At 43.7% G+C, this 14968-nt stretch carries 8 protein-coding genes; all 8 read left to right on the top strand.

Annotated features, from left to right (window positions below; translation table 11 throughout):
- Nucleotides 1-207: 207 nt before the first annotated feature.
- The 8 genes from pepN (at nt 208) to ACVA54_RS05460 (ending at nt 14967) form a co-directional block, all read left to right on the top strand.
- Nucleotides 208-2814, top strand: a complete 2607-nt coding sequence (pepN, locus tag ACVA54_RS05495) for an aminopeptidase N (RefSeq protein ID WP_099077953.1) — start codon at nt 208-210, stop codon at nt 2812-2814.
- Nucleotides 2815-2888: 74 nt separating this feature from the next.
- A complete protein-coding gene (locus ACVA54_RS05490; protein WP_099077954.1) occupies nt 2889-3107 on the top strand; it encodes a DUF2835 domain-containing protein in 219 nt (72 codons plus the stop codon).
- A 198-nt stretch (nt 3108-3305) separates the two neighbouring features.
- Nucleotides 3306-8147 (top strand): NAD-glutamate dehydrogenase, encoded by a 4842-nt coding sequence (locus ACVA54_RS05485; protein WP_119464260.1) that lies wholly within the window; start codon nt 3306-3308, stop codon nt 8145-8147.
- A 297-nt stretch (nt 8148-8444) separates the two neighbouring features.
- Nucleotides 8445-9455: a quinone-dependent dihydroorotate dehydrogenase gene (gene pyrD / locus ACVA54_RS05480; protein WP_099077956.1), complete on the top strand. Its 1011-nt coding sequence runs from the start codon at nt 8445-8447 to the stop codon at nt 9453-9455.
- A 164-nt stretch (nt 9456-9619) separates the two neighbouring features.
- On the top strand, nt 9620-10162 hold the full coding sequence (locus tag ACVA54_RS05475) for a cell division protein ZapC (RefSeq protein ID WP_446579347.1): 543 nt from the start codon (nt 9620-9622) through the stop codon (nt 10160-10162).
- A gap of 513 nt (nt 10163-10675) precedes the next feature.
- Nucleotides 10676-12799 carry a bifunctional 23S rRNA (guanine(2069)-N(7))-methyltransferase RlmK/23S rRNA (guanine(2445)-N(2))-methyltransferase RlmL gene (rlmKL, locus tag ACVA54_RS05470; RefSeq protein WP_119464258.1) on the top strand — a complete coding sequence of 708 codons (2124 nt, stop codon included), beginning with the start codon at nt 10676-10678 and terminating at the stop codon, nt 12797-12799.
- A 19-nt stretch (nt 12800-12818) separates the two neighbouring features.
- Nucleotides 12819-13070, top strand: a complete 252-nt coding sequence (locus tag ACVA54_RS05465; protein ID WP_446649451.1) for a glutaredoxin family protein — start codon at nt 12819-12821, stop codon at nt 13068-13070.
- A complete protein-coding gene (locus ACVA54_RS05460) occupies nt 13048-14967 on the top strand; it encodes an ABC transporter ATP-binding protein (RefSeq protein WP_099077959.1) in 1920 nt (639 codons plus the stop codon). The genes ACVA54_RS05465 and ACVA54_RS05460 overlap by 23 nt, the downstream gene beginning before the upstream one ends.
- Nucleotide 14968: the final 1 nt, after the last annotated feature.

The raw sequence follows: 14968 nt of genomic DNA, 5'->3' as shown, positions 1-14968 counted from the left end.
TAGTTAATTAATAGTGAAATATTCTATTGTTGCTTAAATGTTAAACAGAAAGCGGAGCTAAGCCACTAAAAGCTCCGTTTTTTTATAGAAAGACTTGTATTCTGATACCACAAACTCTACAAATAGCTTATATCGTGATACCAGTAAGAGGTGTTTGATCCTCTGGTCTTGGTATTTTTGTGATTCTATATACAAGGATTTATGGACATGTCTCAAGCCCCTCAAGCGAAATATCGCAAAGATTATACCGCGCCAACTTATACGATTACTGATATCGATTTGACGTTTGATCTCCATGACAACGACACCATCGTATCCGCAGTATCCAAAGTAGTACAAAAAGGTGAGTCAACCACGTTAGTGCTAGACGGCGAAGGGTTAGAGTTACGCTCTGTCCAAGTGAATGGTGAAGACTGGTCACACCATGAAGTAAAAGAAACGTCATTAGTTCTTACCGATCTGCCTGCAGAGTTTGAGTTAGCGATCATCACTAAGATTGACCCAGAAGCTAATACAGCACTTGAAGGTTTGTACAAATCTGGTGGTGCATTCTGCACGCAATGTGAAGCGGAAGGTTTCCGTCGCATTACATATTCCCTAGATCGTCCAGACGTTCTCGCGAAATACACAACAAAAGTGATTGCAGACAAAGGCGTTTACCCATACTTATTAAGTAATGGTAACCGTATTGCAGAAGGTGACGCAGAAAACGGTCGTCATTGGGTGCAGTGGCAAGACCCACATCCAAAACCAGCGTACCTATTTGCTCTAGTTGCCGGTGACTTTGACGTTCTGCGTGATAAATACACTACAACCTCAGGTCGTAAAGTTGATTTAGAAATCTTTGTCGACAAGGGCAACCTTGACCGTGCAGGTCACGCAATGACCTCGCTTATCAACTCAATGAAGTGGGACGAAGACAGATTTGGTTTAGAGTACGATCTGGATATCTACATGATCGTGGCGGTTGATTTCTTCAACATGGGCGCGATGGAAAACAAAGGACTAAACATCTTCAACTCGAAATTCGTTCTTGCTAATGAAAAAACAGCAACAGACCGTGAGTACCTTGGTATTGAAGCGGTGATCGGTCATGAATATTTCCATAACTGGACTGGCAACCGCGTGACTTGTCGCGATTGGTTCCAACTGAGCTTGAAAGAAGGTCTAACGGTATTTCGTGATCAAGAGTTCTCATCGGATCTTGGTTCACGTGCAGTCAATCGTATAGACAACGTTCGTATTATCCGTGGCCCACAATTTGCGGAAGATTCAAGCCCAATGTCACACCCAATTCGTCCAGATAAAGTTATTGAAATGAATAACTTCTACACGCTAACTGTGTACGAAAAGGGCAGCGAAGTGATCCGCATGTACCACACACTTCTTGGTGAAGAAGGTTTCCAAAAAGGCATGAAGCTATACTTCGAACGTCATGATGGTACAGCCGCAACGTGTGAAGACTTCGTTTCAGCAATGGAAGATGCTACGGGCGTTGACCTTAAGCAGTTCCGTTTGTGGTACAGCCAATCTGGTACGCCAACACTCCGTGTAAATAGTGAATACAACGCCGACGCAAAAACTTACACGTTAACGGTTGAGCAGTTTACTGAAGCGACTCACGACCAATCAGAAAAACAAGCGTTACACATTCCGTTTGATATCGAACTCTACGCACAAAACGGCAACGTGATCCCATTGGTGATCAATGGTGACTCGGTTCATAATGTGTTGGATGTGAAGCAAGATAAACAAACCTTCGTATTCGAAAATGTAGCTGAACAACCAGTACCATCGTTACTTCGTGAGTTCTCTGCACCAGTGAAACTGGAGTATGACTACAGCGATGAAGAGCTGTTCTTCTTGATGAAGCATGCAACGAACGATTTTGCTCGTTGGGATGCAAGCCAAATGCTACTCGCTAAGTACATTCGTCAAAACGTAACCAACGTTCAAACGGGTGGTGAGGTGCAACTTTCTGAAGAGCTAATCGACGCGTTTCGTGGTGTGCTTCTGGATGAGAAGCTAGAACCTGCGTTTATCGCACAAGTTCTGTCTCTGCCTTCGATCAACGAAATCACTGGCTGGTACAAGCAGATTGATATTGATGCAGTAGATACCGTACTGAATAGAATTACAGTGTCACTTTCTAACGCGCTAGAAGATGAATTTAGTGCGACATATCACGCATTGAACCAAGCTGATTACAGTATCGAGCATGCAGCAATCGGCAAACGCGCACTGCGTAACCAATGTCTACAATTCTTGGCTCATACTGAAAAAGGTAACGAGCTAGCAAAAGCGCAATACGTGTCAGCAAATAATATGACTGACACAATTGCAGCAATGAACGCAGCAAACAATGCTCAACTGGAATGTCGTGAAGCGTTAATGGCGGACTACAGTGACAAGTGGAAACATGATGGCTTGGTGATGGACAAATGGTTTGCTCTTCAGGGTAGCAACCCGGTAGAAAATGCACTTGAGAAAGTGAAAGAGACCATGAACCACGAAGCGTTTAGCTTAAAGAACCCGAACCGTACACGTAGTTTGATTGGTTCGTTCCTAAATGCAAACCCAGTTCGATTCCATGACAAATCAGGTTCTGGCTATCAGTTTGCAGGTGAGATCCTTCGTCAACTGAACGACACTAACCCACAAGTGGCTTCTCGTTTGATTGATCCACTGCTTAAGTTCCGCAAATACGATGAAGGTCGCCAAGCGCTGATTCGTGCCGAGCTAGAGAAACTGAAAGCGATGGACAATCTAGCCAACGATCTATTCGAGAAAGTGACTAAAGCACTAGACGAATAATCGACAAAAGAATAGGGTGGTCGTTATGATCACCCGCATTCCTTAACTATTTGTTTCGATCAAAATCCGCGTCCATGAACCAGTATTACTTCTCTCTCAACATCTCTTATCAAACATTTCTGTCACACTATTCTGGTGCTGCCAGTTCGGTACAAGTCATTACCGATAATGGCTTAAGGCTGCAACTCGCCACATCAAAATTCCGACCATTTCTTAGTCAATTAGGCATTAAAGGTCGTTTTAGACTAACAACTGACCAAAATAATAAGTTTCTAAAGTTAGAAACTCTGTGATGGCTGATATTACTAGAGAGTTAAATAGGAATCTTAGTCACATAATCGGACATTTCACCTCTTACCACTGTGTTTTTTGTTAACCATTTGTAATTATGCTTTTACAATAACTGCATGCATTACCTATGATTGGTTTCTGGGCAGATGCCAGTTACTGATTCCCCCTACAAAACAACAATTCTAATGTGGAGTGTGAATATGACCGCGCGTGAAAATGTAGTGCCGGTTCTGCTTGAAAAGGTATACCAACTGATTCAAGACAAACTCGAGCTTTCTCACCAACCGCTTGTAACTAAACTTGCTCAACACTTATTTAGTAACATTGCTGATGATGATTTGATTCAGCGAAATGAATCCGACCTTTATGGTGCTGTTGTTAGCCTCTGGCACCATATTAATGAAAAGAAACCTGAAGAGATTTCTGTCAGAGTATTCAATCCAATGGTCAGCCGTCAAGGTTGGCAATCGACTCACACTATCGTTGAAATTGTTGTACCAGATAGTCCATTTCTTGTTGACTCGATTAAGATGGCGTTGACGAGACTTGATCTTGCTTGTCACTTGATGCTGAATAACCCAACTCAGTTAGAGCGTGATAAGAAAGGCCAAGTAATTGAAGTAAACGGCGAGGATGGTGTTCTTCAATCACTATTCCATATCGAAGTGGACCGTTTGACCAGTAAAGACAAGATGCAAGCATTGAAAGCAGAGCTGCTTGCAATCTTGTCTGATACTCGTCTTGTCGTCGATGACTGGAAACAGATGGTTGAAAAACTCAAGATCGTCACTAACGAACTGGATCAAAATAAAGATCGAGTGTCAATGAATACGGATCGTTTAGATGAAACGATCGAGTATCTACGCTGGTTAGGCGATCATAACTTCACCTTCATGGCTTACAAAGAATATGATCTTGTTAGTGTTAACGGGGATAGTGAACTTAAGCCAACACACGAAAGCGGTTTAGGTCTCTTCGCCGATGAAAAACGCGTCCGCAGTATAAAATTGTCGGAGCTCTCTGATTCTGCTCGTCTAGAAGCAAAAAAACCTTACGCACTCATTATTACTAAGGGTAATCAAGCGTCCCGTATCCACCGTCCAGCATATACGGACTACATTGGCGTTAAGAAATTTGATGAAAATGGAAAAGTCATCGGTGAACATCGCTTCACTGGGCTCTATACGTCAGCCGTGTACAACCAAGCAGTACACAGTATTCCATTGATCCGAGAGAAAGTGGGGCGGATCCTTGAAGCAAGTGGCTACCGCCATGGTTCGTATTCTTATAAAGCGCTTCACAATATCCTCGAAAACTACCCACGGGATGAATTGCTTCAAGCTCGTGAAGAAGAGCTATTAGAAGTGGGAATGGGCGTCGTTCAAATGCAAGATCGTGACTTGTTACGTCTTTTTGTGCGCAAAGACCCATTTGGTCGTTTCTTCAGCTGTATGGTTTATGTCACTAAAGATCGTTACAACACAGAACTTCGTCGCCAGACTCAACGCATTCTTAAACAATACTTTACCTGCGAGCAAGAGGTTGAATTTACAACTTTTTTCTCGGAAAGTCCGTTAGCAAGAACCCATTACATTGTTCGTGTAGACAATAATAATATTGATGTAGACGTGAAAAAGATTGAACAGAACTTAATGGAAGTTTCCACTTCTTGGGATGATCGCCTAAAAGAATCCATCATCGCTAACTTCGGTGAAAGTAAAGGCCTACCTCTTTCTAAAGAATACATGAGCGCATTCCCACGTTCTTACAAAGAAGATATGATGCCAGGTTCAGCGGTTGCCGATATTGAACGTCTAGAAGCGCTTAGCGACGATAACAAACTTGGCATGTTATTCTATCGCCCCCAAGAAGAGTCCGTCGATTCCAAAGCGGTTCGCTTGAAACTTTATCATCGCGATGAACCAATTCACCTTTCTGATGTCATGCCGATGTTGGAAAATCTTGGCCTACGCGTGATCGGTGAGTCACCGTACGAAATTGAAAAAACGAATGGACAAACGTGCTGGATTCTTGATTTTTCGATGCTTCATAAGAGTGAAAAAACCGTGGATCTTCGCGAAGCACGTGACCGTTTCCAGCAAGCTTTTGCCGCAATTTGGAATGGTAGCCTAGAAAGTGATGGCTTCAACCGTTTGGTGCTAGGTGCCTCTCTATCTGGCCGTGAAATATCCATTCTTCGTGCTTACGCTCGCTACATGCGCCAAGTCGGCTTCCCATTCAGTCAACAATACATTGAAGACACATTAAGTCATTATCCAGATTTGGCAACTGGCCTTGTAAATCTATTTACTAAACGATTTGACCCGAAGCACAAGGGAAGTGAAAAAGGTCAAAATGATCTGATTAAGAAAATTACGGAACAGTTAGATCGTGTAGAAAGCTTGGATGATGATCGTATTATTCGTCGCTACATGGAAATGATCACGGCAACACTTCGAACCAACTACTATCAGTTAGACGAAGCTAAACAGCCTAAACCTTGGCTATCATTGAAGATGAAGCCGAGTGAGATTCCAGAGATTCCTCAGCCAGTTCCTGCATTTGAGATTTTCGTTTATGCACCGGATATTGAAGGTGTTCACCTACGTGGTGGTAAAGTAGCACGTGGTGGTTTACGTTGGTCAGACCGCCAAGAAGATTTCCGTACCGAGATTCTTGGGCTAGTAAAAGCGCAACAAGTTAAGAACACCGTTATTGTTCCTGTGGGTGCGAAAGGTGGCTTCGTTTGCAAACGTCAACACACGTTAAGCAACCGTGATGAGATCTTTGCTGAAGGCCAACGTTGTTACAAACGCTTCATTCGTGCACTACTGGATGTATCGGACAATATCATCGAAGGTAAAGTGGTTCCCCCTAAGAGCGTTGTGCGTCATGACGAAGACGATCCATACTTAGTTGTCGCAGCAGACAAAGGTACAGCAACGTTCTCAGATTTAGCAAACTCGGTTTCTGACGAGTACAACTTCTGGTTAGGTGATGCGTTTGCATCAGGCGGCTCTAATGGTTACGACCACAAAGCAATGGGGATCACTGCTAAAGGTGGTTGGGAGTCGGTGAAACGCCACTTCCGCGAAATGGGCATCAACTGTCAGACGACTGACTTCACTGCGATTGGTGTTGGTGATATGGCTGGTGACGTATTTGGTAATGGTATGCTGTTATCTAAGCATATCCGGCTACAAGCGGCCTTCAACCACATGCACATCTTCCTTGATCCTAATCCTGATTCAGCCACCAGCTGGGAAGAGCGTAATCGCTTGTTTAATCTGCCTCGATCAAGTTGGGAAGATTACAACTCCGCGTTGATCTCGCAAGGTGGTGGTATTTTTTCTCGTCGCGCGAAGTCGATCTCATTGACACCGGAAGTTCAGAAGATGTTAGGTACAAAGAAAGCGTCTTTGGCACCAAACGATCTGATTAAGATGATTCTGCAAATGGAAGTGGATCTACTTTGGAATGGCGGGATCGGAACCTATGTGAAAGCATCCACAGAAACCCATACGGAAGTTGGTGACCGTGCGAACGATGTGTTACGAATTGACGGCCGTGACCTAAAAGCCAAAGTCGTGGGCGAAGGCGGAAACTTAGGTATGACACAACTTGGTCGTATCGAATATGCGACTAAAGGCGGCCGTGTAAATACCGACTTTGTTGATAATGTTGGTGGGGTTGACTGCTCAGATAACGAAGTAAACATCAAGATCTTCTTGAACAGCCTCGTTTCTAATGGTGACCTGACTATCAAGCAGCGAAACCAGATCTTAGAATCGATGGAAGACGAAGTTGGTGTCATCGTATTGGATGATGCCTATCGCCAAGCGGAGTCAATCTCTGTAACTGAACAGCAAGGCGTGAGTATCGTAAAAGAGCAAATACGTTTCATTCATACCATGGAAAAAGCAGGCTACTTGGATCGAGGGTTAGAGTACATTCCAGACGATGAAACTTTGCTTGAGCGTGAAAAGCAAGGACTTGGTTTGACCAGGCCTGAGCTATCCGTCTTGGTTGCGTACGGTAAGATGGTTCTTAAAGAGCAACTTGCGGTAGCTGAAATTGCTGACGATGAATTCCATGCTAAACAGCTTGTCGAATACTTCCCAAGCGAGTTACGCCGTAACTATAAACAGCAAATGACTAACCATCCACTACGTGCTGAAATCATAGCTACCGCACTTGCGAACCAAATGGTCAATGAGATGGGCTGTAACTTCGTCACTCGTTTGCAAGAAGAAACGGGGGCAAGTGTTGTCGACATTGCAAACGCATACAGTGCAAGCCGTGAAATCTTCGAATTGGCGGATGTACTCCAGCAGACACGTGCATTAGATAATGTTGCGACGGCTGCGGCGCAGTATGAAATCATGTTTTATGTTCGTCGTGCGTTGCGTCGGATCTCCCGTTGGCTATTACGCAATCGTAGTGCGAAGAGTACAGTGACGGAGTTAGTTGCCATGTACAAAGGTGATGTACATGCCATCACTAAAACATTAGACGATATGCTGGTCGCATCAGAAGTTGAGGAGCATAACGAACTTGCACAGAAATGGATGGCGTGTGGAGTAGAAGAGAAGCTTGCAAATCATGTTGCTCGTCTATCTAGCCTTCAGTCTGCACTTGATATATCAGCTGTCGCTAACGAGACTGGCAAAACGGTTGAGCAGGCGTCGAAACTTTACTTTAACTTAGGTGATCGTTTGTCATTACACTGGTTCTTGAAACAAATCAATAGCCAAGCGGTGGATAACAACTGGCAAGCATTAGCAAGAGCCGCATTTAGAGAAGATCTCGATTGGCAGCAACGCCAGTTAACTGCGCAAGTCTTAAATTGTGGATGTTCGACGCCAGATCTTGATGTGATGCAAGCTCTCGATGATTGGATCATGAGTAATGAATCCTCATTACATCGCTGGGAGAGTATTCTTAATGAATTTAAGGTGGGTTCCGTACACGAGTTTGCTAAATTCTCTGTTGCGCTACGTGAGCTTGTTCTCCTTAACTTAAATTGCTCAGCAAGCGAGTAGGAGAGTAAATTAAAATTACAAGAGCCTCGTCAACACGAGGCTTTTTTGTTTTCCAAATAAACAAAATAAGCGACAGTGTCACGTTTGTTGTGTTTAAAATTGGATGAAACCGTTTGCTTTTTTAATATAAGTTGCCAATTTTGATGGGGAGATTGATAGTTAATCTATTGATTTTATGTGAAATTGTTAAAGTAAAGATACTATTTTTCTTAATTCATTCATTTTCATTGAATTACTTGCAAAAAGAGTAAATAATATTGTCCCGTTTACACGGGGCTTTTTTCTTTCGGAGGCACAATGCTTTACCGTCTAGCCAGAACTGGCTTTTTCCAACTTGATGCCGAAAAGGCACATGATCTTGCAATTCAAAATTTCCAGCGTTTTAACGGAACACCTCTCGATCTTTTCTATCGACAACAGCTACCAAACCGTCCAGTAGAATGTATGGGACTGACATTTCGTAACCCAGTCGGTCTAGCTGCTGGTTTAGATAAAAATGGCGAATGCATCGAGGCATTTGATGCGATGGGCTTTGGCTTTGTCGAAGTGGGCACCGTAACGCCTCGCCCACAGCCAGGTAATGATAAGCCTCGCTTGTTCCGTCTAGTTGAAGCGGAAGGTATCATCAACCGAATGGGTTTCAACAATATGGGTGTGGATCATCTTGTTGAGAATGTAAAGAAGGCAAAGTTCAACTGTGTACTTGGTATCAATATCGGCAAGAATAAAGATACACCGATTGAGAAAGGAGCAGAGGACTACCTGATTTGTATGGAGAAAGTGTATGAGTATGCTGGCTACATTGCAGTGAATATCTCATCACCAAATACGCCAGGATTACGCTCTCTTCAATATGGTGAAGCGTTAGACGAATTGCTATCAGAATTAAAAGCAAAACAATCTGAGCTTGCAGAAAAATATGGTAAGTATGTACCGCTAGCACTGAAAATTGCGCCAGATCTGACTGATGACGAAATTAGTCAGATTTGTGAATCTTTGTTGAAGAATGAGATTGATGGTGTCATCGCGACGAACACCACGTTGGATCGTACGATCGTTGAAGGTATGAAGCATGCGAATGAAGCGGGTGGCTTAAGTGGCCGTCCAGTACAATCACGTTCTACCGAAGTGGTTCGCAAACTTCATGAAGAGTTAGGTGATAAACTTCCGATCATCGGCGTAGGTGGCATTGACTCATATGTCGCAGCGAAAGAAAAAATGATGGCAGGTGCTCAACTAGTTCAAGTTTACACCGGCTTTATATATCATGGCCCTGGTCTGGTACGTGATATCGTTAAGAATCTATAAAACTCGCAGTTAACTTGTTGAGAAGTAGATAGTTATAACATAAAAAAGGGGAATGCGTTTCCTCTTTTTTTTTATCCGTTCATTTGTAAAATTTGAAATCATGAGTAGGTAATTAAGCGTCTTACCTCTTACCACTGATTAACGAGTCACGAGAGAACGGAATAATGCTTAAACCTAGCGACAAATGGAATTGGTATTTTGACGAGCAAAAAGCGTGTCTAATGCTGGACTTAGGGGAGGAGATGATTTTCCAAACCAATCTGTGCCGTAAACTGCTGGTCAACTGCGCCTTCTCGAACAATGAGTTTACTGTCGATGACGCAAGCGCGTTTCAAACCTACAGCGAAAAGATTCGTTGTCTCGACATCAGTGAATACCGTCAAGCTGAGCTCACTCTCTACTGCGTTGCAGCAAAGCGTTTTCATAAGCCTGTCCAACCTAAGAGCTGGTTTTTTGATGCACAATCCTGTGGTCATGAGCCGGAAGAAGGGGATATGGTCTTCCTTACTAATCAATATTCTGAAGGTGTGTTCATCGTTCTTGATCCCGGCGAGACATCCAGTCTTTGCATTTATGTTGGGCAAGAAGATTTCCTTCTTAGCAACAATAAGACACTACACTTTGGACAACCAATTAAAGTGATGCATGATCGAATGGCCAGTGCCAACCACCTGTTTGTATTAGCCCCTATGGCGATGGTGGGATAATTTCCCTTTTGATTTACTTCATTTCGTTCCGTTCCTTTGTTTGCATTAATCGACCAGTCCGGTCGATTTTTTTTTACTTTTCCCATGCCGTCCTCTGCTTTTTTGAAGCGTCATCACACAGATTACTGGTTAATTAATGCTCATGTAATCATGAACTAAGTCACTATTACGTAAAATATTTCCTACAAAATCTGTGAACATAACCCAGAGCTGAACTGAATTTTGCGTCATTTATTCCTCTATATCGCAATTATGTAAGTAACTTTCAGCATGAATTCATCATTGGTATAGACCAAAAGCCATGTAAATAAGTATTCACTTCGCATTTGAGTACGATAAATATTAATTGGGGAAAAACGGTAGAACCGGAGGATAAATGATGGTTTGGTGGAAGTTACTGATCAGAGATTTGGTGGTAATTTGTACTAGCAGAGTCAAAATACCTTTAAAAACGAGGCATTGATCGTAAAGTCAGGTATAATTAAAGCTATTTTTTATCAGCGAAAGAACACTATGAATCAATATCTCGCGGTAACTTCAAACGGCATGGAAAACTTGCTTGTTGAAGAACTGACAAATCTAGGCATTGAAAACGCAAAACCAGTACAGGCAGGCGTTAAATTTAAAGCAACGAATGAGCAAATTTATCGCTGCTGTTTGTGGAGCCGCTTGGCGTCTCGATTTGTACGTGTTTTATCGGAATTTACCTGTAATGACGATATGGATCTTTATCTGTCTACGTCTTCAATTAACTGGGTAAACCAATTTCACAGTTCTAAGCGCTTTGTGGTGGACTTTAACGGTACAAACAAAGAAATCCGCAACAGTCAATATGGTGCAATGAAGGTAAAAGATGGCATCGTCGATTGCTTTGAAAAGAAGGGCTTACCTCGTCCGAACATCAGTAAAGAGTCTCCAGATCTCCGTGTTCACGTACGCCTTCACAAAGACAAAGCAATTCTAGGTGTTGATATGGTGGGTAGCGGCCTGCACCAACGTGGCTACCGCCCAGAGTCTGGCCGTGCGCCACTGCGTGAAACTTTAGCGGCAGCTATCATCCTACGCTGTGGTTGGGATGGTCATCAACCTTTACTCGACCCTATGTGTGGTTCAGGTACGCTCCTTATCGAAGCGGCGATGATGGCAGCAAATATGGCGCCTGGCGTTAAGCGTAAGCAATGGGGTTTTGAATCCCTTGAAGATTTTGAACCAGAGACGTGGGCAGAGATTAAGTCTGAAGCAAATGTTCAAGCGCGACGCGGCGTCAAAAAAGTTGACGCTAAGTTTTTTGGCTTCGATAACGACCCTAGAGTTCTGAAAGTGGCGCAAGACAATGCCCGCAGAGCTGGTGTTGAAGAGCTAATCGAATTTGCGCAAGGTGATGCGGCGACAATTACTCGTCCGGCAGGCTTTGAAGCTGGCGTTATCGTATCAAACCCACCTTACGGTGAGCGCCTTGGTACTGAACCTGGTTTGATCGCCTTATACACGGCTTTCGGTGGTCAGTTAAAAGCAGAGTTCGGTGGGTGCAAGGCATCTATTTTCTCTAGCTCAGATGAATTGCTTAGCTGCTTACGTATGCGTGCAGACAAACAGTTTAAACTGAATAACGGTGCGTTACCGTGTCACCAAAAAAACTACAGCATTGCAGAACGTAACGCTGATGAAGTGAAGGGCGTAGATACGAGTACTCAAATTGCACCAGACTTTTCAAACCGTCTTAAGAAAAATATCGGTAAGATTGGTAAATGGGCACGTAAAGAGAAGTTAGACTGCTACCGAATCTATGATGCAGACTTGCCTGAGTACAATGTCGCTATTGACGTATACGCGGATCAAATCGTGATTCAAGAATATGCGGCACCTAAAAATATTCCGGAAGAGAAAGCGAAACGCCGTCTCACCGATATTATCCGCGCCACGATTCAGGTGACGGGCGTAGAAGCGAACAAAGTAGTACTTAAAGTTCGTGAAAAGCAAAAAGGTCGCAGCCAATATCAAAAACTTGGTCAAGTGTCACAAACGCTGGAAGTGAATGAATATGGCGTGAAGTTGATCGTAAACCTTCACGATTATCTTGATACAGGACTTTTCCTTGATCATAAAATCACGCGTCGTCGTCTTGGTGAAATGGCGCAAGGAAAAGATTTCTTGAACTTGTTTGCTTACACTGGCAGTGCGACAGTGCATGCTGCAGTGGGTGGGGCCCGTTCTACGACGACCGTCGATATGTCAAACACCTACCTTAACTGGGCAAAAGACAACATGAAGCTCAATGGCTGCGTTGGTCGCCAGCATCATTATGAACAAGCTGACTGTCTCCAATGGCTAGAGAATGCGGCCGGTGAATACGATCTTATCTTTATCGATCCGCCAACGTTCTCTAACTCAAAACGTATGGATACATCGTTCGACGTTCAACGTGACCATATTAAGTTAATGACGAACTTAAAGCGTCTATTGCGTTCTGGCGGCACGATTGTTTTCTCAAACAACAAACGTCACTTTAAGATGGACGAAGCAGGGTTGGCAGAGCTAGGTTTGAAAGCTCAAAATATCTCGTCTCAAACACTGCCGCTAGACTTCTCACGCAATAAGCACATTCATAACTGTTGGATCGTGACTCACGCTGAATAAAGGATGAACAAGTAAAAGGATGTTAAACGTGCTTACATTATACAGCACTGAAGGATGCCATCTCTGTGAGATGGCGTTTGACCTCGTAGGCCAGGTTGGTCTCGCCGAACAAACACACGTCGTCGACATTGCGTTTGACGACGCACTCTTCTCCCGTTACGGCGTCACAATTCCTGTTTTAAAATATCAAGATTCTGAGTTGAACTGGCCGTTTGACTTGGAACAGCTCACACATTGGTTGGAAAATAATGGCATTACTTACCATTCATAACGCGCAACTGGCATTTGGTGATCATCCACTGCTTGATAAAGCAGAGTTTGCACTACAAGAAAACGAACGAGTTTGTTTAGTAGGGCGAAATGGTGCTGGTAAGTCGACTTTAATGAAAGTGCTCGCCGGCGATATACTGTTGGATGACGGCAAGATTCAAATTACGCAAGACGTCGTTGTTTCTCGTCTGGAGCAAGATCCTCCTCGTAATCAAGAAGGCACGGTTTACGACTACGTTTCTGGTGGTTTAGCCGAAGTCGGAGAACAACTAAAGATCTACCACGATCTTCTCGATCTTGTTGCTCATGACCCAAGTGAGAAGAACATTAATCGTTTAGCGAAGATTCAAGAACAACTTGATCATCTCAATGCGTGGCGCTTTGATGACCGAGTAAAGAACGTACTCGCCGCACTAAAACTCAGTGCTGAGACTAAACTAACGGATTTATCCGGAGGTTGGCAGCGTAAAGCGGCATTAGCGCGTGCGCTGGTATGCGATCCTGACGTACTTCTACTTGACGAGCCTACCAACCACCTAGACGTCACGACTATCGAGTGGCTAGAGAACTTTCTGAAGGATTTCAAAGGTTCTATCATTTTTATTTCCCACGACCGTGCTTTCATTAAGTCAATGGCAACTCGCATTGTTGACCTAGACCGTGGGCAGTTAGCTTCTTTCCCTGGTGATTACGACCAGTACTTGAATGACAAAGAAGAGATGCTTCGTGTTGAAGAGATGCAAAATGCAGAATTCGATAAGAAGCTGGCTCAAGAAGAAGTCTGGATTCGTCAAGGCATCAAAGCTCGTCGTACTCGTAACGAAGGGCGTGTTCGCGCACTTAAAAAGCTCCGTGAAGAGCGTCGTGATCGTCGCGATGTACAAGGCAAGGTTAACTTGAACATAGATGACGCATCACGCTCTGGCAAAATTGTATTTGAAGCAGAAAACGTCTCTTTTGCTTTTGAAGGTAAGAAGATCGTTGATAACTTCAGTTTCAACATCATGCGTGGTGACCGTATTGCGCTTATTGGCCCGAACGGCTGCGGTAAGAGTACCGTACTAAAGCTCCTGCTAGGCCAACTCGAAGCCCAGTCAGGTCGCTTACACTGTGGCACTAAACTCGAAGTGGCGTACTTCGACCAATACCGTGAAATTCTCGATCCAGAAAAAACCGTGATTGATAACCTTGCCGATGGTAAGCAAGAAGTGATGGTCGGCGGTCGTCAGCGTCACGCATTGAGTTATTTACAAGATTTCTTATTCGCACCAAAACGTGCTCGTACTCCAGTCAAAGCGCTGTCCGGCGGTGAAAAAAACCGTTTGTTACTTGCTCGTATCTTATTGAAACCAAATAATTTGCTTATTCTCGATGAACCAACCAACGATTTAGATATCGAAACGTTGGAACTTTTAGAAGAAATGCTTGCCAATTATCAGGGCACGTTGCTTCTTGTGAGTCACGACCGTGAGTTTGTTGATAATACAGTAACCACGAGTTGGATTTTTGAAGGTAACGGCGTAATCGAAGAGTTCGTTGGTGGCTACCACGATGCGAAGCAGCAGCGTGAACAAGTTCTAGCATCACGCTCGGTGATGGAAAAAGCAGCGAAGATAGAGAAAGTGGTTGAGGAAACTCCCAAAACAACGCAGCCTAAGAACAATTCGAAGAAGTTATCGTATAAGCTGCAAAGAGAATTAGAAGCTCTTCCAGCTAAACTAGAACAATTAGAATCGGACATTGAGACTCTACAAGAACAGGTGAATGACCCAGAGTTCTTCACCAAACCTGTAGAACAGACTCAACCGGTATTGGAACAACTTGCTGCCGTAGAGCAGGAGTTGGAAATCGCGTTCGAGAGATGGGAAGAACTCGAAGCAATGCAACAGGATAGTTAAG

The sequence above is a fragment of the Vibrio sp. PNB23_22_6 genome (genome assembly GCF_052877535.1).
This window is presented reverse-complemented; position numbering and strand designations above follow the sequence as displayed.

Coding starts and splice junctions, on each gene's coding strand:
- pepN (WP_099077953.1), top strand. CDS start 208: ATGTCTCAAGCCCCTCAAGCGAAATATCGCAAAGATTATACCGCGCCA.
- ACVA54_RS05490 (WP_099077954.1), top strand. CDS start 2,889: ATGAACCAGTATTACTTCTCTCTCAACATCTCTTATCAAACATTTCTG.
- ACVA54_RS05485 (WP_119464260.1), top strand. CDS start 3,306: ATGACCGCGCGTGAAAATGTAGTGCCGGTTCTGCTTGAAAAGGTATAC.
- pyrD (WP_099077956.1), top strand. CDS start 8,445: ATGCTTTACCGTCTAGCCAGAACTGGCTTTTTCCAACTTGATGCCGAA.
- ACVA54_RS05475 (WP_446579347.1), top strand. CDS start 9,620: ATGCTTAAACCTAGCGACAAATGGAATTGGTATTTTGACGAGCAAAAA.
- rlmKL (WP_119464258.1), top strand. CDS start 10,676: ATGAATCAATATCTCGCGGTAACTTCAAACGGCATGGAAAACTTGCTT.
- ACVA54_RS05465 (WP_446649451.1), top strand. CDS start 12,819: ATGTTAAACGTGCTTACATTATACAGCACTGAAGGATGCCATCTCTGT.
- ACVA54_RS05460 (WP_099077959.1), top strand. CDS start 13,048: ATGGCATTACTTACCATTCATAACGCGCAACTGGCATTTGGTGATCAT.